The sequence below is a fragment of the Bacteroides sp. CACC 737 genome, from assembly GCF_013874375.1.
Taxonomy (GTDB): domain Bacteria; phylum Bacteroidota; class Bacteroidia; order Bacteroidales; family Bacteroidaceae; genus Bacteroides; species Bacteroides uniformis.
The window spans coordinates 1,605,445-1,631,003 of record NZ_CP059408.1 but is presented as its reverse complement, the minus strand read 5'-3'; the positions used below and the strand labels follow the sequence as shown (position 1 = coordinate 1,631,003).

General features: G+C 42.6%; 20 protein-coding genes, 1 tRNA gene and 1 pseudogene. 7 read left to right on the top strand and 15 right to left on the bottom strand.

Translation table 11 applies throughout. The features are described 5' to 3' along the window. Positions 1 to 18: 18 nt before the first annotated feature. The 9 genes and pseudogenes from H1A11_RS07060 to H1A11_RS07020 all read right to left on the bottom strand — a co-directional run bounded on the left by H1A11_RS07060 (position 19) and on the right by H1A11_RS07020 (position 9,238). On the bottom strand, positions 19 to 1,044 hold the full coding sequence (locus H1A11_RS07060) for a DUF3871 family protein (RefSeq protein ID WP_181757950.1): 1,026 nt from the start codon (positions 1,042 to 1,044) through the stop codon (positions 19 to 21). A 495-nt stretch (positions 1,045 to 1,539) separates the two neighbouring features. After that, positions 1,540 to 3,360: a hypothetical protein gene (locus H1A11_RS07055; protein WP_181757949.1), complete on the bottom strand. Its 1,821-nt coding sequence runs from the start codon at positions 3,358 to 3,360 to the stop codon at positions 1,540 to 1,542. Between the two features lie 57 nt (positions 3,361 to 3,417). Next, positions 3,418 to 3,909: a hypothetical protein gene (locus H1A11_RS07050; protein WP_181757948.1), complete on the bottom strand. Its 492-nt coding sequence runs from the start codon at positions 3,907 to 3,909 to the stop codon at positions 3,418 to 3,420. Positions 3,910 to 4,121: 212 nt separating this feature from the next. Then, positions 4,122 to 4,460 carry a hypothetical protein gene (locus H1A11_RS07045; RefSeq protein ID WP_181757947.1) on the bottom strand — a complete coding sequence of 113 codons (339 nt, stop codon included), beginning with the start codon at positions 4,458 to 4,460 and terminating at the stop codon, positions 4,122 to 4,124. A gap of 223 nt (positions 4,461 to 4,683) precedes the next feature. After that, positions 4,684 to 6,027: an immunoglobulin-like domain-containing protein gene (locus H1A11_RS07040; protein ID WP_181757946.1), complete on the bottom strand. Its 1,344-nt coding sequence runs from the start codon at positions 6,025 to 6,027 to the stop codon at positions 4,684 to 4,686. 100 nt (positions 6,028 to 6,127) lie between these two features. Further along, positions 6,128 to 6,970: a hypothetical protein gene (locus H1A11_RS07035; protein WP_181757945.1), complete on the bottom strand. Its 843-nt coding sequence runs from the start codon at positions 6,968 to 6,970 to the stop codon at positions 6,128 to 6,130. A 69-nt stretch (positions 6,971 to 7,039) separates the two neighbouring features. Beyond that, a pseudogene (locus tag H1A11_RS07030) lies at positions 7,040 to 8,253 on the bottom strand (site-specific integrase). Between the two features lie 116 nt (positions 8,254 to 8,369). After that, positions 8,370 to 8,444, bottom strand: a tRNA-Pro gene (locus tag H1A11_RS07025). A gap of 86 nt (positions 8,445 to 8,530) precedes the next feature. After that, positions 8,531 to 9,238: a tRNA1(Val) (adenine(37)-N6)-methyltransferase gene (locus tag H1A11_RS07020; protein ID WP_117964583.1), complete on the bottom strand. Its 708-nt coding sequence runs from the start codon at positions 9,236 to 9,238 to the stop codon at positions 8,531 to 8,533. A gap of 170 nt (positions 9,239 to 9,408) precedes the next feature. Here H1A11_RS07020 and lon point away from each other — a divergent pair, with 170 nt between their 5' ends. From lon to H1A11_RS07005, 3 genes are read left to right on the top strand one after another with little or no spacing between them, the layout of a single operon-like run. Continuing rightward, complete coding sequence (lon, locus tag H1A11_RS07015; protein WP_181757944.1) at positions 9,409 to 11,889, top strand: endopeptidase La; 2,481 nt, start codon at positions 9,409 to 9,411, stop codon at positions 11,887 to 11,889. Continuing rightward, positions 11,886 to 13,016, top strand: coding sequence for a tRNA guanosine(34) transglycosylase Tgt (tgt, locus tag H1A11_RS07010; protein WP_005825470.1), 1,131 nt, complete (start codon positions 11,886 to 11,888; stop codon positions 13,014 to 13,016). Before lon ends, tgt begins: the two co-directional genes overlap by 4 nt. After that, entirely contained in the window at positions 13,013 to 14,149 is a 1,137-nt protein-coding gene (locus tag H1A11_RS07005) for an LptF/LptG family permease (RefSeq protein WP_181758082.1), read from the top strand. The genes tgt and H1A11_RS07005 overlap by 4 nt, the downstream gene beginning before the upstream one ends. A gap of 273 nt (positions 14,150 to 14,422) precedes the next feature. Here H1A11_RS07005 and H1A11_RS07000 read toward each other — a convergent pair whose 3' ends face one another. Then, entirely contained in the window at positions 14,423 to 14,923 is a 501-nt protein-coding gene (locus tag H1A11_RS07000) for a thioredoxin-like domain-containing protein (protein WP_117599651.1), read from the bottom strand. Positions 14,924 to 15,199: 276 nt separating this feature from the next. On the opposite strand from H1A11_RS07000, the gene serB reads away from it, so the two are divergent. Both serB and H1A11_RS06990 read left to right on the top strand, forming a co-directional pair. After that, positions 15,200 to 16,429, top strand: a complete 1,230-nt coding sequence (serB, locus tag H1A11_RS06995; protein WP_117599649.1) for a phosphoserine phosphatase SerB — start codon at positions 15,200 to 15,202, stop codon at positions 16,427 to 16,429. Between the two features lie 128 nt (positions 16,430 to 16,557). After that, positions 16,558 to 17,844, top strand: coding sequence for a DEAD/DEAH box helicase (locus H1A11_RS06990; protein ID WP_181757943.1), 1,287 nt, complete (start codon positions 16,558 to 16,560; stop codon positions 17,842 to 17,844). A gap of 41 nt (positions 17,845 to 17,885) precedes the next feature. Here the strand turns inward: H1A11_RS06990 and H1A11_RS06985 are convergent, their stop codons facing one another. Genes H1A11_RS06985 through H1A11_RS06970 form a run of 4 tightly spaced genes read right to left on the bottom strand, consistent with a single transcriptional unit; the run spans position 17,886 to position 22,012 of the window. Continuing rightward, positions 17,886 to 18,686, bottom strand: a complete 801-nt coding sequence (locus tag H1A11_RS06985; protein WP_181757942.1) for a DUF4738 domain-containing protein — start codon at positions 18,684 to 18,686, stop codon at positions 17,886 to 17,888. Between the two features lie 37 nt (positions 18,687 to 18,723). Beyond that, on the bottom strand, positions 18,724 to 20,037 hold the full coding sequence (locus H1A11_RS06980; protein WP_181757941.1) for a UDP-glucose/GDP-mannose dehydrogenase family protein: 1,314 nt from the start codon (positions 20,035 to 20,037) through the stop codon (positions 18,724 to 18,726). Between the two features lie 3 nt (positions 20,038 to 20,040). Continuing rightward, positions 20,041 to 20,589 carry a dTDP-4-dehydrorhamnose 3,5-epimerase gene (gene rfbC, locus H1A11_RS06975; RefSeq protein ID WP_117964589.1) on the bottom strand — a complete coding sequence of 183 codons (549 nt, stop codon included), beginning with the start codon at positions 20,587 to 20,589 and terminating at the stop codon, positions 20,041 to 20,043. Positions 20,590 to 20,593: 4 nt separating this feature from the next. Continuing rightward, a complete protein-coding gene (locus H1A11_RS06970) occupies positions 20,594 to 22,012 on the bottom strand; it encodes a capsule assembly Wzi family protein (protein WP_117964590.1) in 1,419 nt (472 codons plus the stop codon). A 232-nt stretch (positions 22,013 to 22,244) separates the two neighbouring features. Here H1A11_RS06970 and H1A11_RS06965 point away from each other — a divergent pair, with 232 nt between their 5' ends. Then, positions 22,245 to 23,399: an SPOR domain-containing protein gene (locus H1A11_RS06965; protein WP_181757940.1), complete on the top strand. Its 1,155-nt coding sequence runs from the start codon at positions 22,245 to 22,247 to the stop codon at positions 23,397 to 23,399. A gap of 50 nt (positions 23,400 to 23,449) precedes the next feature. After that, on the top strand, positions 23,450 to 23,983 hold the full coding sequence (locus H1A11_RS06960; protein ID WP_119962316.1) for an FHA domain-containing protein: 534 nt from the start codon (positions 23,450 to 23,452) through the stop codon (positions 23,981 to 23,983). A 108-nt stretch (positions 23,984 to 24,091) separates the two neighbouring features. Here H1A11_RS06960 and H1A11_RS06955 read toward each other — a convergent pair whose 3' ends face one another. After that, positions 24,092 to 25,540: a tagaturonate reductase gene (locus H1A11_RS06955; RefSeq protein WP_181757939.1), complete on the bottom strand. Its 1,449-nt coding sequence runs from the start codon at positions 25,538 to 25,540 to the stop codon at positions 24,092 to 24,094. Between the last annotated feature and the right edge of the window lie 19 nt (positions 25,541 to 25,559).

Sequence of the window (25,559 nt, the reverse complement as noted above, 5' to 3'; positions counted from 1 at the left end):
TGTCAATCAACAATCCACTCAGCCCAAGAACCAAGCGTATTTGTTATCAAGTCCTTGCAGGACGTTGTTTATTCCTACACTGACTTCCGTAGCGTTTACTGCTCGTTGCAGATAAGTATCAATGTAGCTTCCCTTGTTAGCCTGCGTCAAAAGATTGTGGAAATCGAACATTGATATGGTGTTGTCCTTTACTCCGAACACTTCGTTGTGATAGTAGTCGCGACAAACAGAATTAATCTGGCTGTCCGTAATCAGAAGTCTTGGAATGGCTTTCTGTCTTGCAGGTGACAATGCTTGAAACATTCTCATCCGCCCTACGATTTGTGCAAATTGTGTCTCGGACAATGAAGTGTTGGTAAGTGACTGCATCAAGTGGATTTCTTTTGCAGGGTTGAAGCTGTGGAACAATTCAAGTACGCTTCTGTAAAGTTCACTGATATTGGTTACTTCCATATTGAACTTGACACCTTCTCCCGTTAAAATTTGATTGCTACAAATTCTAACTCTCCAGCCCACAAAAACAGAAAATTTCTCCAAGCCTTTGGATGTACGATAAAGGTTGAGGTCTGAATAGTTCCTTACCCCACCGATGCACAGTTCAAGCCTTTGCCCTCTTACCGTTTCGATAATGGTTGGAATGGTAAAGGCAAATGCAAGGCGTTGGTAGAATTGTGTCTTTTCACATTCCAACAGTTCACTTGCTTTCTTACCCAAACTTTGAGGTGTTCTACCGCGTACAATGTGTGAAACTCTAATATCCGGCTCGTTCACTCTTTCACCTGCATAGAATGAGCAAGCCGCATCATGCACACATGAAATAAAGTCTTGATGTGCGATAGTCAATTCTTGGTTAGCCCAAGTTGGAACGACACATTTGTTTGCAAGTTCGTCCATAGTGATTGCATCGGTGTTGGCTTCCAAAAAGTTTACGCTCGGCTGTACAGTTGGTTCGTCTTGGATAATGGCAGCTTCTTCTGCATACTCGCCCAAGTTAAATTTCGATTGGTTCTGTGCCATGATAGGCATAATTTGTAATGCTTCCATAATGAATTTGAATTAAATGATTATTGATTGAATGTATTTAACAAGAACAAACCCTAAACACAAGTGAATTTCTTCGCTTGCATCTAAGGCTCGTTCTATGTCTTTCCCTAAATATTCTTTTAAAAGAAATTCGGAGCATTAGTAAATTATTGCTTGGCTATGGGAATAGGATTGTGAACATATACGCTGTTGACAAAAGACATTCTTTTTCATGGATGATGTGAGGTAATAGTATCATCGTGAAGTAAAGAATGCTTTTTTCTTCCATAGCCATGAGGGGGCATAAAAAGGTGGTGTACCTCCGTTTTTATCATCCGACACAGCATGGGGGAGTGAATTACGACATGGAGATATGCTTAAATAAAAAAGAGTCTCAACTTTTCATCAGCGGAGACTCTTCATTTATGAATGATTTGATAAAGCTAAATATTGACAACAGAGTACCTTTTTGAAACATACCCTATAAAACTAACTTTCATCAAAAAAAGTACTATCCTATATCAATGGTTCTAATATTCTGATAGCTTTTTGATTTCCGATTTTACATTCTTGAATTTTGAAGAAATCTTTTATAGTCATGGCTGTAATCGCATTTTTGGGCGCGGTCTTAACCAATGCGTATAAACGCTTTAATTCTTTTTTGATATATTCACGAGTGTATTTCTCGCCAATCTTAAAGGAGTTTTTAAGGAGTTGAACAAACTCTACTCCGCTTGTTTTTTCTCTATAGTTTTTCATAATCATGGCTTCTTTGATTTTTTTGAATGAATAATTGTTTACTTCAATAACTTCTTTGCCCACCGTATCGTAAGCATCAATAATAAAAGCATCAACTTGTCTGATGTCACTGATAAACGATTGTGCCAATGGAGAGTCTCTGTCATCCTTCAACGATTCCAGTAATTCAACGATACGCTTTCGGCTTTCTTTGATAGAACTGCTCTTATCCATTAGGCTCAACCTTTCCTTATCGCCCAATTTGTAAAACAGAGGTTGGGTCAGCTTCGGTAAGAACAGGCTACTTTTCTTGTATCGGTTCACTACTGAATCAATATTGTTGTAGGCAGACTTAACCAATGCTTCATCAACAAAATTGTCAATTGCGAAATAGTTGGTCTTACCGTCTTTTAGCATCCGGTTATATGGCAGTATATCCAATGCAGCCTTATAAGCATTTCGGCTTTCCGAAGATGTTGCACATTCATAGAGATTTTTAATCGTCTTGTAAGCATCCCTGCAACCTTTAAGATATTCCTTGATACCTGCTTGGGTGCGTATCGGATAGTTCTCATTGGTATTGACAACATGAATAGCCAAAGAAGTACCATTTCTGAATCGTCCTATTGCTTGTACCGCATCAGTACATGGGTCAATGATTGTGTATTCTGCAAAATACGGTTCAGTGACAAATATTATATCGGGTTGTTCATCCAATTCAATATCTACAGCAGTATAGTTTCTGCTGGTAAACCACATATAAGGCATTTTATGCTTAATGTTCCAGTATTCATAAGCTCGTTTAAATCCTTTCTTTTTCAACTTCTCAACACTTTTCTCTGCACAGAATACTGCGGACTCATTTTCAACTCCCAATTTACTCATCAACTGGTGTATCATATCAACGCTGTTGGCAAAGAAACAAATACTGCGTGGTTGCTTTTGTTGTGCTTTTATCTGCGGTAGAATTTCTTTCAATGCTTCCAAGACATTGTTGGTCTGCACAATGCTGATAGGGCGTCTATATTTAAAAGTGGGTCGGATGTCTACTATTTTGAAACCTTGACTTTCAAAACGTGGGTCACTCGGTAGTATGGGAGTGGCTGAGACAAATGCTTTTTCTCTGAATTTGAAGAAATCATCCATAGGAAGAATTATATCAGCTCTGTAATCGACATCTTTTATCAGCTTGTCGCATTCATCGGATAGGAAGAAGCACATATTATATATGTCAAGTTCCAGTTCCTCGAAAGCCCGTTTGATTTTAGTAAATCCTTCGGGAGTACTTATCAACTTGATAAACTTTCCTGCGGCTAATGTCTTTTCAATATAATCAATGATTCCTTCTGTTGTTACCCCTTGCTTGACACCGAACAGATTGTCATTCTTATGTTTCGGGTCTTTGCACTTGCCAATGATAGGCGGTACATTGGGAACAGAAATAATGGAATGTCGCTTGGCCTTTATTTCGGAATAGGTTGCACCCAATCCGGTTAATGTCTTGCAAAGGATAGTGTTTGTTTCTATCTGTGGCAGGACTTCTGTCAAGTACTGGATTTTACCAGCTATTTTATATATTGGTTTATATTCCGTTTCCATTTTTGTCAGTTTTTAAAAGGAGAGAGGAAATTTACACTTCCTCTACTCCGTTTGGATTTAGCGAATTAACTCTTTCTCTTGCAAGTACGAAGCAATGTCCTCGTCTCGGTTTACAAAGAAGAAGATGTTGCCGAATTTGAAGTTGGCTACTGCTGTTAGCTGCCCTCTACGGTCTCTGAACTCGGGTGTAAACTGAATGTTTACAGCCTTGCTTTCCACAAACAGTTTGAGCATATTCTTTCGATACTCGTTACCGTTGGTTTGGTCTGACTTCTGAACTTCGGACGGTTCTACTCCAAAGTCCTCACTTTTGCCAGTAGAAAGGTATGTCATAAGCCAGTTTGCAGATTTATCATTCAACTGATACGCGAAGCGTTTCACGCATGTGCTTTCGACCTTTATCACTTCGTAACCGTCCTCGTCAATGTCGAAGAAGATGTTCAATCTGTCAAAACGCGACATCATGGACTTCAATTCTTCATGTGCTGCCACATTATTATATGGTTCGCGGTTACTTGAAACGACACTTTCAAAATTGAAGGTAATCATTTGTCACCTCCTTCCTCTGGATATGGAATATCGGGATAGATGCTCCAACCAATTCTTTTGAATTGCCAAGCAGGAAAGTCATCATCTTCACATGAGAAAAATTGATTCTCATTCAAATCCCAAGATTTCCATACCCTGCATTTAAGCCTCTCTCTGATTTCGGGAAGTGCAGCATCTACACGCTCCACATCAAAACCTCTTGTGGTAGTTTCTTACCTTTTATCCGGGTATCTTTTCCTCATGGTGCATGCTGCTATCATAAAACGCCATTTCCCGTTTATGAACTCTTGTAATAAGGCTTCATCCCGTTTGGATTGTGAAGGGAATAAAGGCACGTGCACAAAGCCTTCCGCATCTTGTTTTATTATGGGGAAGCCTAATCGCTCTATAATATCAAGCCTTTCGTCTTCACTTTTTACAAGTTCGGGAAGCCACTTCAAGTCTTCCAAAGGATTCTTTGGCATGGAAAGTTGAATTTTTCCTTCACCGTTTAAAAACTGCGTTCCATTGCTCCCTTTAATAGGGGGTGTCTTACTTTTCTTTTTAGCCATAATAAAAAATATTAGTTAATAATTAAATGCTAATCAAAAGTAGAGGCCTCTTATCTTTTTTGATTATGGCGCAAAGTTAGTAGCTCTTAAACGGACTAAAAAAGAAATTTGAAACTCCCCCTCTTAATCGAAAGCTCTACCATTATTATATTTTTGAAAGCATAAACAAATGGATTATGCGGTCAACTTTATATCCGATTGTTATAGTATAAGCCCTTTATTTTCATTCAATTTTAAATTCTGCTATCATATACCACTTCCTATCTGTGCCGTCAAATTCCACTTCTTTATAAACCCGATATTGACCAGAAGTATTGTCATTGAATAATGGATAGAGCTTGGCTTTGAACTGATAGTCGCTGTAAGGTTTTAATAAAATGCCAATGTCCTGCACCAAGCTGTTGTCATATAATGGTATCCATTGGTTTCCCTGCTTGCGTGCTACAAAATAATATTCGCCAAAGGATAAGTTCTGTTGGCTCAAGTTCTTGTTGGTTAGTATTACATTTACACTTTCTGTTCCAATCGGGTAAACAGGCTTCTCGGTTTTCATGCTTATTTGCAGTGTGTCGGTATATGCTCTTTGCGTAAAGGGGGCAGGTTCGCGTACTGCTCCATAGTTAATAGCGGAATAGTTAAGCATCTCCTTTCTGAATAATTCTTGAAAATGAATAGAATTATTAATCAAATCCACAAAGATTGAATCACCCCGCATATAAGAGCCATAAATGTTCTGTGATGAAATAGTCTTGCCATTCCAAGCGGCATCCATCTGTCTTCTCAACCGCTTGGCTCCTGCTTCATCTACTAATTCAAATTCAGCATAAGCAACTTTAGTGTTTCTGTTGAACGCTTTATAGATGCGGTACTTGCCTGCACGATTAGGAACTTCGGAAGTATAGAGTTTAATGTTCTGTTCATGGGTAGGATTTTCGGATGGGAATATCCATAAAATGCTATTGACTATGGGATTGGTTGGTAATGTTTCCCAAGATTTCTGTTTACTGTTGTAATAGGCAAGGCTATAGCTTTCTCCACATTCATATGCAAAGTGAGAGTGATTGGTGATGATTACTTTCACTTCTGTTGTCGATAACGGGTAATAGTCATATTCAGCACGCATTGAAAGGGAAACAGGGTTTATGGCTTCTCCTCGAGGAATATCTCGTGGTATAGGACTTAACACTATATTTGTAGTCCGTCCGAGAGAATCCTCTTTTATCGAAATGATTTCAGGACCGAATATGATATCCGACATTATATTGAATTCCAACAGCGGAGAAGCAAAAACGTTCTTCTTGAATGCCGATTTAAAGACCTCAAAAGAATCTTCCGGTATATCCAGAAAGTCAATGGTTACTTTGTCTTTGGTCAGACCTGCTCCTAAACAATGAAAGCGTTGTTGCAGGATGGTATCAGATTTAATAACGCTGTCCACATACCGATGTAAAGCACATAGTTCTTTTTGCAAACGAACACTGTCTGTTTTATCTCCCTGTCCTTTCCTGGAAAAACCGGAATGGCAAGAACAGAGGGCTATTAGCAATAAAAATAATATCTGTTTCATAGCACATATATAGTTATTCGTTCAACACTAAGATACCAAAGACAAAAATAATAAAAGCACAACTCATTAGCAATCTGAATTGCGCTTTTGTTTGTTGCCGTTAATATATGCTGTTTACAGAATTGATTATTCTTCCTTTATGCAGACTGATGTATCCTCTCAAATTTTCATCACTTTCGTCGAATTTTGTATTCGTGGATAGCCTTGTAAAATATATCAGTTTTGATACGAGAAATATCTTGCTGAGGGATAACCCCTGTTCTCCTTTCTTGCGTCTACGATTAAACTGCTTTTTATAGGGTGGCAGATTGAAGAAGTCTTGAAACATCTTATAGAACATCCATATATGAATGGTTTGTTTTTCTTCTGTAGGGATAAATGTCATTCTTTGATTTTGCATCCAAGGATGGTCTTCGATTTCGTTTATACTGTTGATAATGGACGCGGCTGTGTGAGCAATAGCATCTGGGCTGTCAATTACTATTGTTCTTTTATCTTTGTCGCCTATTTCAACAGTAATTTTGATGGGGCTTTTAAAAGTTATTCCATACGGGGTTGTTCTTTCATGGTTTTCAACTATGGCTTTTACAGCTTCTTTTAATTGTTCTATTCCTGCTCCATATCCTTTCATGCCATCTATGCAAGTGCCACAAGTATAATCAAAAATGAATAGAAGTAGAAACCAGAATTTATCAATATCAATTCTCAAACCTTTTAGGGTGTCTTGTATTTCTTTGTTTGCCACATATTTTTCGTATGTAAACTTCCCATATTCTTTGAGTTTGTTTTGGTTGTATCTTTTTATAAATATAGGTAAGGCGGTAGTGGTACAGATGTTTTTATATATTTCTGCTTCCAGATTTGGCACATATAGTTCTGCGATAGCTTTCATGTTTTCCAAACGCTCGTCCGTAATGATACAATCTTCTTTTAATTTCTCCATAATTTTTAGTTTAAGGCAAAATTAAAAAAATAATCCCCACCTGCATTACTGCAAATGGAGATTTATTCATTATAGCAAATTCTTCATCGCTTCACCTACTTGCTCGTTGTCGAAGCTATCCAAATATATTTGAGTAGTCGCCAAGTCTGAATGCCCCAATGCTTCACTTATCAATGCAATGTTTACTCCCGATTTCTTAAGAACACTTGCGAATGAATGGCGGCGACATAGGTCGTTATATTAGCTTCAATTCCCAATCGCTTACCGAGTGTCCTTAGAATGTCATTCACCTTGCCACGTATTTTATGAATCCTATTCTGCTTCTGTAAAGCTGTTTTATGGACTTTTACATTCAATATCGGGAATAGATAACCATTACTCTCATCGGTGTATTTTTTTATAATTTGCATAGCTTCTTGGGGTATTCCAATCTTGATTAGCTTACCAGTTTTCTGACGGATATAATGTAACCTACCATTGACGATATTCTCCTGTGTTAAATTGGCAATATCAGTAAAGTTTATACCGCCACACAGATAGCTGAATATAAAAATGTCTTTACTTAACTCCACATATTTCTTTTGTCCTATCGGTTGGGAAGTTTCTGTAAACTTCAACATATCTGTTTTAGCTATGGCTCTCTTTTGAGTAGAAGTGTTGAATTTACTGATTTTATATTCTTGAAAAGGATAATCAGACAAATGGGCACATCTTTCTTTTATTGCTTTATTATATGTGCTTCGTAAGGTACGGAACATTAAACTGATTGTTGTTTCTTTGTTGCCATTACTCCGGAGCCACTTTTCATATTTTTCGAGCCATGCCACATTTATGGTATTAAAGGGTATTTCCAATTTTCCATTAGTAAATCTTTTCAAAGAGTTATAGGAATTAAGGTAAACCAGTCTATTACCACATTTGTTGTTAATCTCACACTGGGCAATTATTTCTTTATAAAAGCAATCTACGGTTTTGGCAACCAGTAGCTTTTCATTTGCTTCAATCAGAGTTGCAGCCGAGTATTCTTTTTGGTCAGACTTTATTTCAAGCATTTTCTTTTGAAGTTCCAGCTTCTTATCAAGAATAATCTTTTGAAGATACTCTAAATTAGGACATTTAGGCTTCGGTTTATTTTTCTGAAAGTCCCAAAACTTGGGATTTACAGATATTCCCAAACTCTGATATTTCTTCTTTCCGTCTTTACTGATACGAAGCATTAGAGGGTGTTCGCCATTAGATAGGGTCTTGGATTTGTAACAAACCACTGAAATTGTAGCATCCATGTTCATTTTTGGTTTAACTCTCGGTTTAACTCACTCGGTTAAACCAAAGGTAAACCGCCCCATTCAAGCAACAAAAAAAGGAGCTACTTTTTACGTAACTCCTTGATTCTCATCCGTCGGGGTAGCGGGATTCGAACCCACGACCCCCTGCTCCCAAAGCAGGTGCGCTAACCGGACTGCGCTACACCCCGAATGCTTTACTTCTGAAAAGCGAGTGCAAAGGTAAAAACAATTCTGATACCAACCAAATATTTAGGCAAGTTTTATGCAATTAAAATTACATTTTCAGATAGAAATCTTTCGTTAAAGCTACATATTCAGGGGTAAACTCATTGTGATTCATCTCAATACAAAGTTTCTCTTCTCTACACTCTTTTGCTTCAAAACCAAAGTTCAGCAATACCCGTCTGCACGGTTTTCCGGGTTTGGTGAAGACTTGCACACGATGCAATGGAAACAACTTATGGTTCCAAGCTGTATCCACAACCGTTTTTTCAGCTTCCGCTGGAATAATGATGCTTACGACTCCTTGCTCTTCAAGCAAAGATGCCGAACGACGAAATAGTAAATCGTAATTCAAATTGCCCGCATGCCGTGCTGTGCACCTTTGTTCGTCAGGACATTTCAACGCATCTATAAAATAGGGAGGATTGGAAATGATAAGGTCAAATCTGTTTTCCGGCTGATAATCTCGGAAATCATGACATATGACCTCTACTCTACCGGCCCATGGAGAGTGAGATACATTTTCTGTGGCTTGTCCGGCTGCAGCTGCATCTATTTCGATTGCAGTAATCCGGGCATGCGGATTCCTTTGCGCTAACTGTAAGGCTATTAATCCGGTACCGGTTCCAACGTCCAGTATACGCTTCGCTTTGTCTGCCGGGGCCCATGCCCCAAGTAGTACACCATCTGTGCCGACCTTCATGGCGCATTTATCATGAAATATGGTAAATTGTTTAAACTTAAAAGATGATTTCGGCATGTTTATCTTCTTTAATTGGGTTCAAAAATAATCAAAACCTGCATATTTGTCATAAAATTGGCACTGTTTTTGTCTTTTTAAAGGATGAGAATGTCTATTTATGAAGAAATAGCTTAACTTTGCAAGCGCTTTATTGGCCTGCCAATATGACATAAACTAAAAAGAAAGAAATGAAGAAAAGAAATTACCTGAGTGATGTCGAAGATAGAAGCGGAAACGCTTTCTCTGTAATTGCTGATTTTGAGGGGAATGAGGAACAATTGATGGACATTGAGGTAGAAGAGGTTTTACCGATATTGCCTCTTCGAAATATGGTATTGTTCCCTGGGGTGTTTATGCCGGTATCTGTAGGAAGGAAATCTTCCCTCAAATTGGTGCGTGAAGCAGAAAAGAAAAATTCTTATATAGCTGTTGTATGCCAAAAGGTGGCTGAAACAGAGACACCTCTGCTTGAGGATTTACATACCATCGGTACAGTTGCCAAGATAGTACGTGTGCTTGAAATGCCAGACCAGACAACTACCGTCATTCTGCAAGGCTCCAAACGTATGGAACTGAAGGAGATTACGGATACGACTCCTTATCTGAAGGGACGGATAGTTACGCTGAATGAAGAACTTCCGGAGAAGAATGACAAGGAATTCCATGCATTGGTAGAGGCGTGTAAAGACTTGACAGTACGCTACATCAAGTCATCCGATATGTTTCCGCAGGATTCGGCATTTGCCATCAAGAACATTACCAATCCAATGTTTTTGGTAGACTTTATCTGTACGAACCTGCCACTCAAGAAAGACGAAAAGATAGAACTGCTCCGTATCGACTCTTTGCGGGCGCGTACTTACCGCCTGCTCGAAATTCTGAATCGTGAAGTGCAGCTTGCCGAAATCAAAGAATCTATCCAGATGCGTGCACGCGAGGATATAGACCAGCAGCAGCGTGAGTATTTCCTGCAGCAGCAGATTAAAACCATTCAGGATGAGCTGGGTGGCGGCGGTCAAGAGCAGGAAATAGAGGAAATGCGTAAGAAGGCGGAGACCATCAAATGGAATGATGAGGTGAAGGCTACGTTCCTAAAAGAGGTGGATAAGTTGGAACGCACCCATCCCCAGTCTCCCGACTATAGCGTGCAGCTGAACTATCTGCAGACGATGCTTAGTTTGCCGTGGGGCATTTATACGACGGATAATCTGAGCCTTGTCAATGCAGAAAAGACATTGAACAAAGACCATTATGGTTTGGAGAAGGTGAAAGAACGTATTTTGGAACATCTTGCCGTATTGAAGCTGAAGGGCGATATGAAATCCCCCATCATCTGTCTGTATGGCCCTCCGGGTGTGGGAAAAACCTCTTTGGGACGTTCCATTGCGGCTGCCTTGAAGCGTAAGTATATCCGTATGTCGCTGGGTGGCGTGCATGATGAAGCCGAGATTCGCGGTCACCGCAAGACATATATCGGTGCCATGCCGGGACGGATTATCAAGAATCTGATAAAGGCAGGTTCCTCCAATCCGGTATTTATTCTGGATGAAATAGATAAGGTGAGTGCCGACCGCCAAGGAGACCCCTCCTCTGCCCTCCTCGAAGTGCTCGACCCGGAACAGAATACTACATTCCATGATAACTTTCTGGATGTGGACTATGATTTGTCTAAAGTGATGTTCATCGCTACTGCCAATAATCTGAATACCATCCCCGGACCGTTGTTGGACCGTATGGAGCTGATTGAGGTAAGCGGCTATATCACGGAAGAAAAGATTGAAATTGCTCGCCGCCATCTGGTTCCGAAGGAATTGGAGGCAAACGGTATGAGAAAGAATGATATCAAGATTCCGAAGAACACGCTGGAAGCCATTATAGAGAATTATACTCGTGAGAGCGGTGTGCGCGAACTGGAAAAGAAAATCGGAAAGATACTCCGTAAATCTGCACGCCAATATGCTACGGACGGTTATTTTGCGAAGACCGAAATCAAACCGGGAGACTTGTATGAATTTCTGGGGGCACCCGAATATACCCGGGACAAGTATCAGGGTAATGAGTACGCAGGAGTAGTGACCGGTCTGGCGTGGACTGCCGTAGGTGGTGAAATACTTTTCGTGGAAACCAGCCTGAGCCGTGGCAAGGGCGGACGTTTGACATTGACCGGCAATTTGGGTGATGTAATGAAAGAGTCGGCCATGCTGGCATTGGAATACATCAAGGCGCATGCCTCCTTGCTGAATCTTGACGAAGAGATTTTTGATAACTGGAACATCCATGTCCATGTGCCCGAAGGCGCCATTCCGAAAGACGGTCCGTCTGCCGGTATCACGATGGCTACCTCCCTCGCTTCTGCCCTCACCCAGAAAAAGGTGAAGGCTAATCTTGCCATGACGGGAGAGATAACACTTCGCGGTAAGGTACTTCCGGTAGGAGGCATCAAGGAGAAGATACTGGCTGCCAAGCGTGCTGGTATCAAGGAGATTATCTTGAGCGACGAGAACCGCAAGAATATAGAAGAGATACAGGATATATATCTGAAAGGACTGACTTTCCACTATGTGAAAGATATTAAGGAGGTGTTTGCCATTGCGCTGACTGATGAAAAAGTTGCCGATGCCATCGACTTGTCCGTAAAGAAAGAAAAGACTGAAAAGAAAGAGGAATGACATTCGAGTTACAATATACAGATAGCAAGACCAATGCACGTGCCGGACTGATTACTACTGACCACGGGCAGATTGAGACACCTATCTTTATGCCGGTAGGTACAGTGGGAACAGTGAAAGGCGTGCATCTGCCTGAATTGAAAGAGGACATAAAGGCGCAGATAATATTGGGTAATACCTATCATCTTTATCTGCGTCCGGGACTGGAAGTGATAGAGAAAGCCGGTGGACTGCATAAGTTCAACGGCTTTGACCGTCCTATGTTGACAGACAGTGGCGGCTTCCAGGTATTTTCGTTGTCCGGCATCCGCAAGTTGCGTGAAGAAGGTGCGGAATTCCGTTCGCACATCGACGGTAGCAAGCACATCTTTACGCCGGAGAAAGTGATGGATATAGAACGTACTATCGGTGCGGACATCATGATGGCCTTTGATGAATGTCCTCCGGGGGATTCGGACTACGAATATGCCAAAAAATCACTGGGATTGACACATCGCTGGCTGGACCGCTGTATCAAGCGTTTCAACGAAACAGAACCTAAGTATGGTTATCAGCAATCCTTATTTCCCATTGTGCAGGGTTGCGTCTATCGCGACCTCCGTGAGCAGTCGGCAGAGTTTGTTGCCTCTAAAGGTGCTGACGGTAATGCCATTGGTGGTCTGGCTGTGGGCGAGCCTGTAGACAAGATGTACGAGATGATTGAGTTGGTGAACGGGATTCTTCCCAAAGACAAGCCTCGCTATCTGATGGGAGTCGGGACTCCGGTAAATATCCTGGAAGGCATTGAACGCGGTGTCGATATGTTCGATTGCGTGATGCCTACCCGAAACGGACGCAATGGCATGCTGTTTACCAAGGACGGCATCATGAACATGCGCAACAAAAAATGGGAAATGGATTTCTCTCCCATTGAAGCGGATGGCGCCTCTTACGTGGATACCATGTACAGCAAGGCATACTTGCGCCATCTGTTCCACGCACAGGAGCTGCTTGCCATGCAGATAGCATCTATCCACAACTTGGCTTTCTACTTGTGGCTGGCGGGCGAAGCACGTAAGCATATCATTGCAGGCGACTTTGCAACTTGGAAACCGATGATGGTGAAACGCGTATCGACAAGATTATGAGAAAAATGGACTGGAGGATATGGAAGAATATAAAGCTGCCGAGAGGTAAATTCTTGAAGCGGCTGGACTGGTACATCATTAAGAAGTTCTTAGGTACGTATGTCTTTGCCATTGCATTGATTATCTCCATTGCAGTGGTGTTCGACTTCAACGAGAAGATGGACCGCTTCATGTCTCATGAAGCACCGTGGAATGCGATTGTCTTTGATTATTATCTGAACTTCATCCCCTACTTTGCCAATCTGTTCAGTCCGCTGTTTGTGTTTATCGCTGTAATCTTCTTTACTTCCAAACTGGCAGAGAACTCGGAAATCATCGCCATGTTCTCTACGGGAATGAGTTTCAAGCGTATGCTGCGTCCTTACATGGTGTCTGCGGCAATCATTGCGGTAGTGACGTTCTGCCTCGGATCTTATGTCATCCCCAAAGGTAGTGTGACACGTATTAATTTTGAGGACAGGTACTACAAACCTCGTAAGGCGAATACGGCACGGAACATCCAGCTGGAAGTGGATTCGGGGGTAATTGCCTATATCGAACGTTTTGAAGACTACAGCAAGACCGGTTATCGCTTTTCTTTGGACAAGTTCAATGACAAGCAACTGGTTTCCCACCTTACAGCCCGTTCCATTACCTACGACACGACGGCCGTGCATAAGTGGAAAATCAAGGATTATATGATTCGTCAGATGGATGGCATGAAGGAGAGTATCATAAAAGGAGGTCGCATAGATACCACTCTGTTCATGGAGCCTGCCGACTTTCTGATTATGAAGAATCAGCAGGAGATGCTGACCAGCCCTCAATTGAGCGAGTACATCAGCAGGCAGCGGCAACGCGGCTTTGCCAATATTAAGGAATTTGAGATAGAGTATCACAAACGCATTGCCATGTCGTTCGCCTCCTTTATCCTGACGTTGATAGGAGTGTCTTTGTCTTCCAAGAAAACGAAAGGCGGAATGGGATTGCATTTGGGTATCGGCTTGGCATTGAGTTTCTCTTATATTCTGTTTCAGACCATTGCTTCCACATTTGCCGTAAACGGCAACATGCCTCCAGTCATAGCTGTATGGATACCGAATATAATGTATGCCTTCATTGCATTCTATTTATATAGGAAAGCGCCGAAATAAGCATTCTAAACCTCTACTTCAGTCTGCTCAAGTTGAGGTTTGGCGTACTAAAGTAGAGGTTTAGGATGCTTGTCTCCGGAAGTCCATTAAAATAAGAAACCCCTCCCACTCTTGCGTTCTACAAGTGTGGGAGGGGCTTTTTGTTGTATTCATTTTCCTCTTTTGTTTTGTTCCCTTTTTTGCCGGAAAGAGACGCCGGTTTCTGGGGAACACCCTCACTTTCGTTTTACTGGTTCTTTAAGTTGCTGTTGTATGCACCGGGCATCAGCAAGCTTAATTCAAGTAAGCGGAAAGTTCTGCAGCAGAGATGTTTTTGGCAATAATTACACCATTATCATCCAGTAAATAGTTAGTGAATCCGCGGCCCAAGCGATACTTTTTAAAGAGGCCGGAATATTCGCCTTTAGTTTCCACGAAACAAGTGGGCGTAACTATTTGGTCCTTACGGATGGTTTCTTCAAAGATTGACTGATACTCATCGAATGAAACTGAAACCATCTTCACATTGTTGTGGGCAGTAGAGCGAAGCGCATTGCTCAAACTTGCGTTCTGCATCCGGGACTGCGCGTCGTAACTTGCCCAAAAGCTGAGCAACACATACTTTCCTTTCAAATCGGAAAGGTCGGTTTGGGATTGCTCTGCTGACATGGATTGGATTTTGAAATCCGGGGCCATGTCACCCACATTCAAACCTCCGGTAGGTTTGTCTTTTTCTACAAAAGAAGTCAAGGAACTTATTAGTAATACAACAAAAATCCATTTTGCATATTTCATGCGGCACGGTTTTGGTTAATACTATCCGGGACTGTCCTTCAACAGTGATTTCTTCCCGGAACATCGTCTTCTCAGAGCTTGAAATGAGTAGAAACCCATTGATATTCAAAGCTTTTAATTCTGAAATCGGCTGCAAAGGTAAGTAATTCTTAAACAAACTTCCAAATAAACAAGCATTTTTCTCACTTTTTAGAGTCATATTTTTATGTTATTTAGCATAAATAGCGGGAATTTTCCTTACTTTTGTAGCCTATTATTCTATCAAAAAGATGATTTATGCAACCATTGAACACTGAACTCATCCTGATACGTATTACGGGTGAAGACCGTCCGGGACTGACAGCTTCCGTGACGGAAATTCTGGCCAAATATGATGCTACTATTCTTGATATTGGTCAAGCAGACATTCATAATACTCTTTCATTGGGCATTTTATGCAAGACGGAAGAACAACATTCGGGGTTCATTATGAAGGAACTGCTTTTCAAGGCTTCCTCCCTGGGAGTGACTGTCCGTTTTTACCCTATTACTGCCAAAGAGTACGAGGATTGGGTGAATATGCAGGGAAAGAACCGCTATATTCTTACTTTATTGGGGCGCAAGTTGTCTGCCCGTCAAATATCTGCTGTGACCCGTATTCTTGCAGAGCAAGGCATGAATATCGATGCCATCAAGCGCCTTACAGGACGTATTCCGCTGGACGAATGTGAATCGCGTACACGTGCCTGCATCGAATTTTCCGTTCGGGGCACTCCGAAAGACCGCATTGCCATGCAAGAACAGTTGATGAAACTGGCAACCGAACTGGAAATGGATTTCTCTTTCCAGTTGGACAATATGTACCGTCGGATGCGTCGCCTCATTTGCTTCGATATGGACTCTACTCTGATTGAAACGGAAGTGATTGATGAATTGGCCATACGTGCAGGTGTGGGCGACCAGGTAAAGGCTATTACTGAGCGTGCCATGCGTGGTGAGATAGATTTCATTGAGAGCTTTCGCGAACGAGTGGCTTTGTTGAAAGGATTGGATGAGTCCGTGATGCAGGAAATTGCAGAGAATCTTCCCATTACGGAAGGTGTGGATCGCCTGATGTATGTTTTGAAGAAATACGGTTACAAGATAGCTATTCTTTCGGGAGGGTTTACCTACTTCGGGCAGTACCTCCAGAAGAAGTACGGTATAGACTATGTGTATGCCAATGAGCTGGAAATAGAGGATGGCAAACTGACCGGTCGCTATCTCGGTGATGTAGTTGACGGTAAGCGTAAGGCGGAGTTGCTGCGTTTGATAGCTCAGGTGGAAAAAGTGGATATTGCGCAGACTATTGCTGTGGGCGACGGTGCCAACGACCTGCCCATGCTGGGAATTGCCGGCCTTGGAATCGCTTTTCATGCAAAGCCCAAAGTTGTTGCCAATGCTAAGCAATCCATCAACACCATCGGCTTAGATGGCGTACTTTACTTTCTGGGATTTAAGGATTCATACATTGATATTCCCCGTTGAAGGCAGATGCTTGAAACAAATTTGCAAGTCCTTGAGATAATTATTGTCCCAAGGGCTTATTTTTTTACTGTAAGAGTCTATTTTATAAGTCTTTTTCCTATCTTTGTACGCAAATTTAAAAGAGATACATGAAGTTTTCAGAACTACATTTAAATGGCAATGTGCTGGAGGCACTGGATGCCATGCGCTTTGAAGAGTGCACCCCCATACAAGAAAAATCAATTCCCGTCATACTCGAAGGTCGAGATTTAATAGCAGTGGCACAAACCGGAACGGGAAAAACTGCCGCATATTTGTTGCCTATATTGAACAAGCTCTCAGAAGGCGGACACCCTGCCGATGCCATCAATTGCATTGTCATGGCTCCTACCCGCGAGTTGGCGCAACAGATAGACCAACAGATGGAAGGTTTCTCTTATTTCATGCCGGTTTCCAGCGTGGCCGTGTATGGTGGTAATGACGGAATACTGTTCGAGCAGCAGAAAAGAGGGTTGACACTGGGTGCTGATGTCGTTATTGCTACCCCGGGGCGTTTGATAGCCCATCTTAGCCTTGGTTATGTAGATCTTTCCCGTGTCTCTTATTTTATTTTGGATGAAGCAGACCGGATGCTGGATATGGGATTTTATGACGATATTATGCAAATTGTCAAATTCCTTCCTAAAGAGCGGCAGACAATCATGTTCTCTGCCACCATGCCTGCTAAGATACAACAGTTGGCTGGTAACATTCTGAACAATCCTGCCGAGGTGAAGCTGGCTGTTTCCAAACCGGCAGAAAAGATTGTGCAGGCAGCCTACATTTGCTACGAGAATCAGAAGCTGGGCATCATCCGTAGCCTCTTTGCAGAGGAGACACCGGAACGCGTTATCATCTTTGCTTCTTCCAAACTGAAAGTGAAGGAAGTGACCAAAGCTTTGAAGCAGATGAAACTGAACGTCGGTGAAATGCATTCCGACTTGGAGCAGGCACAGCGCGAAGAAGTGATGTATGAGTTCAAGGCAGGACGTATCAATATCCTGGTAGCCACAGATATCGTTGCGAGAGGTATTGATATCGATGACATCCGTCTGGTGATAAACTACGACGTTCCCCACGACAGTGAAGATTATGTGCACCGTATCGGACGTACGGCGCGTGCTAATAATGACGGCGTAGCCATCACCTTCGTTTCCGAAAAGGAGCAGGGTAACTTTAAGAATATCGAAAAATTCCTAGATAGGGATATCTATAAGATACCGGTTCCCGAAGAGCTGGGTGAAGCACCAGAATACAAGCCGAGAGCATTTGACGGAGGAAGACGGGGCGGCCATGGAAACGGACGTAGGCCAGGAGGAAATAAGAATGGCCGTAACAACAATAAAGGCGGAAAGCCCAGTGCCAAACGGCCACAGAATGGCGGTGAGAAGAAATAAACACTGTGGTGTGGTGAAGAAAAGACATAGAAAAAGCGGATTTATTCCGCTTTTTCTATGCTCATTGTACAGTCAAAACCAATAATCATATTTACCAGACTGTATACGGAGCTTTCGGGTATGCCAAGGGTTGCCTGGTAATGGTACCCCTTACTGTCCACACCCATGAAGTTCATATCGGCAAGAATGGCCTGATTCAGTATTTCGGCAGAGAATATATCCGCAAACATCTTTTTGGTGATGTCCTGGCCGTAAAGCATCTTCTTCCCTTCGTATACACAGATATGGATTACATTATCATAATACACATTGTCCACACTGATTCCATTTTCAGAATAGGAAGTCTTGAAAACCTTCATCTTTGAGGGGTTGATATATACATATCCCCTATACCTTGTATTCTTGTATATTACGATACTGTCTTTCTTTATCACTTCTGGAGTAGTGGAAATGACCTCTACTTCCCGGCTGGTGAAAACCAAAGAATCTTCTGCATTCTCTGATTTATGCAGTTTAATTACTTCGTCGGCCAGCGAGTGGAACCAGAAGCTGTATTCCGTTTGACGGTCTATCTTATAGGCCACCGGTTCATTGCTGTATATGTAGATTGTATCGTGAACGACCTTGAAAGATACGGGAGCGCTTTGCGGGTTGGCATAATATACCGTATCCCCTTCGATGCGCATCAACGGCATTTCTGTTTCATCGTTCACCCAGATGCCTTGTAACAGTTGCTTTGCAATGAGATCTTCCTTTACGGAAACCTCTCCTGTTTGTCTGTTGCTGCATGAGGCTAATGAGACAACAAGTACAATGAGAATCGCACTTCCTTTTATTGTCATAACGTCCCTGTTTATTTCTTTTCTTCTTTCTGCGACTTTATTTTCCGATGCAATGATATGTGAAACCTTGTTCTTCTATATCTTTCTTGTCGTAAATATTACGTCCGTCCAATACCAACGGCTGCTCCATGGTCTTCTTGATGACTGCCCATGAAGGCAGGCGGAATTCTTTCCATTCGGTCACCAGCATCAGTGCATCTGCGTCCAGTGCGGCATCATACATATCTGTCGCATAATAAATACTTTCTCCTATGCGGCGTCGGCATTCGTTCATGGCAGCCGGGTCGTAGGCACGTACTTTACAGCCGGCTTTCAGCAGCTTGTCAATCAATATCAGGGCCGGAGCTTCACGCATGTCGTCTGTTTCGGGTTTAAAGGCCAGTCCCCAAATGGCGATGACCTTTCCCTCCAAATCATTATTGAAATGCTTCTGCAACTTTTCGAATAAGATACTCTTCTGTTTCTCGTTCACCTCCTCTACTGCATGGAGTACACGCATCTTGTAGCCGTTCAGTTCAGCTGTCTTAATCAGTGCCTTTACATCCTTAGGGAAGCATGAGCCGCCGTAGCCTATCCCCGGATAGAGGAACTTACGTCCGATACGGGTATCCGAACCGATACCGCTGCGCACCATGTTTACATCCGCTCCCACCAATTCGCATAAATTGGCAATGTCGTTCATGAAGCTGATGCGGGTGGCAAGCATGGAGTTAGCCGCATACTTTGTCATTTCTGCAGAAGGGATGTCCATAAAGATGACACGGAAGTTGTTCAGCAGGAATGGTTTGTAGAGCTTGCTCATTATCTTCTTGGCTCGTTCGGACTCTACTCCCACCACTACACGGTCGGGACTCATAAAATCGTTGATGGCATTACCTTCTTTCAGAAACTCGGGATTCGAAGCGACATCAAAGTCAATGTTCACCCCTCTCTTATCAAGTTCTTCTTGAATGGCAGTCCGCACTTTTTGGGCAGTACCTACGGGAACGGTACTTTTGGTTACCACCAACACGTATTTCTGCATATTGCGTCCAATGGTGCGGGCAACTTCCAGCACATAGCTCAAGTCGGCACTTCCATCCTCATCGGGTGGTGTACCTACGGCACTGAATACCACTTCCACCTCATTCAGACAACTCTCCAGGGATGTGGTGAATTGCAGGCGTCCTGCTTTCACATTCCGGCTAACCATTTCTTCCAGTCCGTTTTCATAGATAGGAATAACGCCCTTTTTCAGTGACTCTATCTTTTCACTGTTCGTGTCTACGCAAATAACGTTGACACCGATTTCCGCAAAGCAGGTTCCGGTTACCAAACCGACGTATCCTGTACCGACAATGGCTATTTTCATATTTTATTCATAATAGACCGCATCCTTGAACGATACGGCATGTCCGTCTTTATCTGATAATAGAAGCTGTTCCGTAGCAACAGGCCATTCAATACCGATGGTTTCGTCGTCAAAACGGATGGATGCCTCGGACTGTGGTGCGTATGCGTTGTCTACCTTGTATGTAAAGACAGCTTCATCGCTCAGCACCAGAAAACCGTGAGCAAAACCGCGCGGAATGAAGAATTGTCTCTTGTTCTCCTCGCTTAGCTCCACACTGACATACTTTCCGAAAGTGGGAGAAGATTTTCTTAAGTCGACAGCCACGTCCAGCACTTTTCCTTTAATGACACGTACCAGTTTAGCCTGGCTGCAATCGCCCTTCTGGTAGTGAAGACCACGTAATACACCGAAAGAGGATTTGGACTCATTGTCCTGGATGAAGTGAACGTCTCCGACATGTGCACGGAACTCTTCTTCCTTAAATGCTTCCATAAAGTATCCGCGGGCATCATGGAATACTTTCGGCTCAATCAGCCATACGCCGTCAATCTCTGTTTGTATGTAGTTCATTTTCTTAAAATATTTTATGTACTTTTAGTTGGACTCCAAAATTGTCTCCATATATCTCTCCCATATCCAATGCAAGGGACGCGTTGAAGCACCAGCCCTTCCATTTACGGGGAGTATAGTAAAACGATGCAAAAGTAGAAAAATTTTCTAATATATCGGGTATTGGACGATGAGGAGTTCCCCAAGTTCTGTTGTGAGACAATTTTGCTACATATCTCCACTCACTGCTGATGTCACCGCTCCATCCCAGATGCAGGGCCTTAACACGATTGTACTTGAAACTCATATCGCCATCCTTATTATAGATAGGCGATGCTATCAACGGATTGGCTATCGCCATGCCCCAATGTGCCCATCCTGGGTAGTAACCGTTGTTGTAGTAGTTGTCGGCTCCTCCGGTCTTACCTACTACAGAATTTTGCAAACCGTGCAGAGGACCGCTCATATTGGTAGTCTGGAGATATTCGATAACGATTCCGTTGATGGCTTGTTTATGGTTGGATTTATATTCCACACCCCATAAGCCATCCCAACCGTTGAGTTTGGCCATGGCGGAGAAGTCATCAAAATGATTGTCCAGATAGGCGCTGATAGAGAAATCTTCCTTAGGACGATAAGTCATTTTGATATATTCGCTGCCCAGAAAATTGCCTTGGAAAGCCAGATGTTCACCTACCGGTCCGTCCTCACTCCCGTGGCCGGGGAAGAATACGCGTATATAATCCTTCCATCCGTTTCCCAAGTCCCCCGATTCGGAACCTCCAATTTTATATCCACCAAATTGGGTGTCGAGGGTCACCCCGAGTTCTAGTTGCCATTTTCCTTTGGGTATACCGATACGCAGAAACCCTTCTTTATGATGGTATTTGATGCTCTTGGTATACCAGTATTTTTCTCCGACTTGTTCCCGTTGGTATTTGTTGTCTGTAAACCATCCGTACGAGATTTCTCCTTTCAGACCTAAACGGGGCAGCAACTGTACATATTCGGGTATGCCTATCTGTACTTGTGGGATGGGACGCGCATTGCCCGACCAAGTCATGCCGCCACTGCTTAGCTCTTGATTCAGCAATGGAGAATTCTGTTCCCGGCTTCCAGCGAAGAATCCGAACCACTTGTAGCGGATGTCTACGTAAGCCTGCTGTACAATGAAAGAGGTAGTACTGAATCCGGCTGCTGCAACCAAATCCACAACTTCTTCAAACTTCCATTTTCCGAGTTGGTGTCTGTAGGATATTCCTCCACGTATGTAAGTATTGTTGTCAAGCGAAGTGAGTCCTTGCTGGTTGCTGACCTGCCAAAGAGGGGTGTTGTCACCGGTATGCAGGGTTGTTCCATATTCTACGAATGAGGACAGTTGTTGTGCCAGCATCGTGTTTTTTCCTATGAACAAGAAAACCATCAGACAGAAGATAATGCGCATAATAGTCTTTTGTTAAGTGTTTAGGTTTGTATACTCTTGCGAGGTCAATTGTCCTTCTATTATTGATAAGCATAGCTAAACGATACAAAAGTAGAAAATTTTCCGGTAAAAATCCTTTCTCTTGCCCAAAAACCTTTTTTAATGCATTTTCAATGTGCAGTGTTCATAATTTGTTGATAAGAAAAAAGCTCTGAAACTAGCGTATATCCGATATTTCCGCTACTTTTGTGGCATGATTGAATTAGCACAGCACATAGAAGTATTGTTATTGGAGAACGATTGTGTCATTGTTCCCGGTTTGGGAGGATTTGTAGCCCATTATACTCCGGCAATGAGAGTAGCAGAAGAGAATGTTTTTCTGCCCCCTACTCGTATTATCGGTTTCAATCCTCAACTGAAGATGAATGACGGCTTACTTGTACAATCTTATATGGCTGTCTATGATACTGATTTTTCTGATGCTACGCGGATTGTAGAAAAAGAAGTGGCATATATATTCACTGCTCTCCATGAAGACGGTAAGGTGGATTTGCCCAACATTGGCGAATTGCGTTACTCCATTCATGGTATTTATGACTTTGCTCCCTATGACCACAAGATAACCACTCCTTACTTATATGGGCTGGATAGTTTTGAAATGCAGGAACTGGCGGAACTGAAGAAACCGTACATGGAAAAGACCATCCGTTATTCTGTTCCAGTTGTGCTGGAAGACAAAAAGCGAAGGGTTGAGATTAAATTCAACCGTTCCTATTTGTCGAATGCGGTTGCCATGATTGCAGTGGTTGCCTTGTTTTTCTTTTTGTCTACACCGATAGAGAATACGGAAGTGGTTGAAGGAAATTATGCGCAATTACTTCCGAATGAACTTTTTGAGATGATAGAAAAGGAATCCCTTGCCATTAATCCGATTGTTGTTAGCCGGAAGGCCGACACTCCGAAAACGTCGGCTCAAAAAAACACGGGGCAGAAGGCAAAGAAAAAGGTGGTTCCGGTTGCCGTAAGAGAGGTTAAGGTGGGCCAAGCTAACGCGCAGAATGCTCCGGTTGTTTCTCAGCCTAAGCAGCAGGCGGCAGAAGTGTCCTCTTCAGCATCTGCAACAATAAAGAGCGAAGTTCAAAAGACAACGGCAGGGACTGTTGCTCCGTCACTTGTCTCTGCAAAGAAATACCACATCATCATTGCCAGTGTAGGTACTGAGAAGGATGCCGAAGCAATGGCAAAGCAACTGATTGAAAAAGGTTATCCTCATGCAAAAGCAATCGTTGGAGATGGTAAAATGCGTGTCAGCATTGAGTCTTGTGGCACAGAAACAGAAGCATATCAGGCATTGAACAGAGTTCGCCAAAATGAAACGTATAAGAACGCTTGGGTATTAAAGAAGTAGAAAGTAATCTACCCTTGCTTTATTTTTTAATTCTTTAATTTTTAACTATCATGAAGCGTATCCGTTGCCCCAAATGTGAGAATTACTTAACATTCGATGAAACCAAGTATACCGAAGGCCAATCACTGGTCTTTGTATGTGACCAGTGTAAGAAGCAGTTCAGTATCCGTTTAGGCAAATCAAAGATGAAAGCCCCTCAAAAGGAAGAATGTCCGGATGAAGCGGAGTTTAAAGAGGCTTTTGGCAGCATCACGGTCATTGAGAACGTGTTTGGTTTTAAGCAGGTACTTCCATTGCAAGAAGGTGACAATATCATAGGCCGGCGTTGCGTGGGGAATGTTATCGATGTGCCGATTGAGACTTCGGATATGAGTATGGACCGGCGTCACTGTATCATTAATGTAAAGCGTAATAAGCAGGGAGTGTTGATTTATACCTTACGCGATGCTCCCAGCCTGACGGGAACTTTCCTTAATAATGAAATTTTGGGTGACAAAGACCGTATTCGCATTGAGGATGGAGCCATTGTAACTATTGGTGCCACTACTTTTATATTGCGGGCAGCAGAGCAGGAAAGCCTTTAGACAAAAAAGAAAACTGTGGCTTAATTATTTCCCATCAAATGTGGTATAAATAAAGCAGACCGTATAAAAACTCCTTTTGTACGGTCTGCTTGTTTAAAATCATAGGAATTAAAGAATACCTTTTACTGTTTCCTGCATGCCTTTTTCTTGGATGGATTTTAAGAAGCAGGTAATCATGTCTGTCAATCCTGGAACGGTATTCAAGTCTCCGTGTTCCCCCCAGATAAGGTCTTTGGCTGCCAATACGCCTTCTGACACTTTGCGGGTATCCCCCGTTGCCCAAAGGTCTTTCAATAACTGCATGATTTCGGGAGCATCATTCGGGATGATTTCTGTGCCGTCTGCGCGGGTACCTCCTTTGTAGTACGTGATGATGGCAGCCAGTCCCAATACCAGACCTTTCGGCAGTTCTCCTTTACGTTTCAAGTAGGTTTTTAGGCCAGGAAGGTCACGGGTTTGGTATTTAGGGAAAGAGTTCAGCATAATACTGGTTACGGCATGGTCAACAAACGGATTGTTGAAGCGCTCCAATACATCTTCTGCAAACTTTTTCAATTCGTTTTTTGGCAGGTTCAACGTTTCCATCAGCTCGTCAAACATCACTTTATGGATGTATTGTCCGATTATAGGATGCTGGCAGGCATCGCGTACAATATTTACCTCCGACAGATAGGCTACTGGAGACAATACGGTATGAGGTCCATTCAGCAAAGTTACTTTTCTTTCGTGGTAAGGTTCTTCAGAAGGAACAAACAATACATTCAGTCCGGCTTTGTCGGCAGGGAATTCTTTGGCGACTTCTTGCGGAGCCTCGATGACCCATAAATGGAAAATTTCAGCCTGCACTACCAGATTGTCATCGTACTGTATCTTTTCTTTTATAGCGGCAATGTCTTTGCGGGGGAATCCTGGAACGATACGGTCCACCAGTGTTGCATACACACCGCAGGCTTCCTCAAACCAAGCTCTGAACTCATCACCCAATTGCCATAATTCAATGTATTGATAGATTGTCTCCTTCAACTTGTGGCCATTCAGGAAGATGAGTTCGCAGGGGAAGATAATCAGTCCTTTGCTCTTGTCGCCGTTGAATGTCTTGAAGCGGTGATACAACAGCTGTGTCAGTTTGCCCGGATAAGAAGACGCCGGTGCATCTGTCAGCTTACAAGCAGGGTCAAAGGCTATACCAGCTTCCGTCGTGTTGGAAATGACAAAACGCATCTCCGGTTGTTCGGCCAATTTCATGAACTCGTCGTTTTGAGTATAGGGGTTTAAGGCACGGCTGATTACATCTATCATAGTCAGACTGTTGATGGTTTCTCCTTTATCCAGACCTTGCAGATTTACATGATAAAGGTCATCCTGGGCATTCAGCATGTCAACCATACCTTTATCAATGGGTTGGACCACTACCACATTGCTGTTGAAATTGGTCTTTTGATTCATGTTATAAATAATCCAATCCACAAATGCACGAAGGAAATTACCTTCGCCAAACTGGATAATGCGTTCCGGGCGTTGTGCTTTGGGAGCAGTTTCTTTGTTTAATGCTTTCATTTAAAAAATGATTTAAATG

Coding starts and splice junctions, on each gene's coding strand:
- H1A11_RS07060 (WP_181757950.1), bottom strand. CDS start 1,044: ATGGAAGCATTACAAATTATGCCTATCATGGCACAGAACCAATCGAAA.
- H1A11_RS07055 (WP_181757949.1), bottom strand. CDS start 3,360: ATGGAAACGGAATATAAACCAATATATAAAATAGCTGGTAAAATCCAG.
- H1A11_RS07050 (WP_181757948.1), bottom strand. CDS start 3,909: ATGATTACCTTCAATTTTGAAAGTGTCGTTTCAAGTAACCGCGAACCA.
- H1A11_RS06980 (WP_181757941.1), bottom strand. CDS start 20,037: ATGAAAATAGCCATTGTCGGTACAGGATACGTCGGTTTGGTAACCGGA.
- H1A11_RS07005 (WP_181758082.1), top strand. CDS start 13,013: ATGAGAAAAATGGACTGGAGGATATGGAAGAATATAAAGCTGCCGAGA.
- H1A11_RS06960 (WP_119962316.1), top strand. CDS start 23,450: ATGAAGCGTATCCGTTGCCCCAAATGTGAGAATTACTTAACATTCGAT.
- serB (WP_117599649.1), top strand. CDS start 15,200: ATGCAACCATTGAACACTGAACTCATCCTGATACGTATTACGGGTGAA.
- H1A11_RS07000 (WP_117599651.1), bottom strand. CDS start 14,923: ATGAAATATGCAAAATGGATTTTTGTTGTATTACTAATAAGTTCCTTG.
- H1A11_RS06965 (WP_181757940.1), top strand. CDS start 22,245: ATGATTGAATTAGCACAGCACATAGAAGTATTGTTATTGGAGAACGAT.
- H1A11_RS06970 (WP_117964590.1), bottom strand. CDS start 22,012: ATGCGCATTATCTTCTGTCTGATGGTTTTCTTGTTCATAGGAAAAAAC.
- H1A11_RS07045 (WP_181757947.1), bottom strand. CDS start 4,460: ATGGCTAAAAAGAAAAGTAAGACACCCCCTATTAAAGGGAGCAATGGA.
- tgt (WP_005825470.1), top strand. CDS start 11,886: ATGACATTCGAGTTACAATATACAGATAGCAAGACCAATGCACGTGCC.
- H1A11_RS06985 (WP_181757942.1), bottom strand. CDS start 18,686: ATGACAATAAAAGGAAGTGCGATTCTCATTGTACTTGTTGTCTCATTA.
- H1A11_RS06955 (WP_181757939.1), bottom strand. CDS start 25,540: ATGAAAGCATTAAACAAAGAAACTGCTCCCAAAGCACAACGCCCGGAA.
- H1A11_RS07035 (WP_181757945.1), bottom strand. CDS start 6,970: ATGGAGAAATTAAAAGAAGATTGTATCATTACGGACGAGCGTTTGGAA.
- H1A11_RS07020 (WP_117964583.1), bottom strand. CDS start 9,238: ATGCCGAAATCATCTTTTAAGTTTAAACAATTTACCATATTTCATGAT.
- H1A11_RS07040 (WP_181757946.1), bottom strand. CDS start 6,027: ATGAAACAGATATTATTTTTATTGCTAATAGCCCTCTGTTCTTGCCAT.
- lon (WP_181757944.1), top strand. CDS start 9,409: ATGAAGAAAAGAAATTACCTGAGTGATGTCGAAGATAGAAGCGGAAAC.
- rfbC (WP_117964589.1), bottom strand. CDS start 20,589: ATGAACTACATACAAACAGAGATTGACGGCGTATGGCTGATTGAGCCG.
- H1A11_RS06990 (WP_181757943.1), top strand. CDS start 16,558: ATGAAGTTTTCAGAACTACATTTAAATGGCAATGTGCTGGAGGCACTG.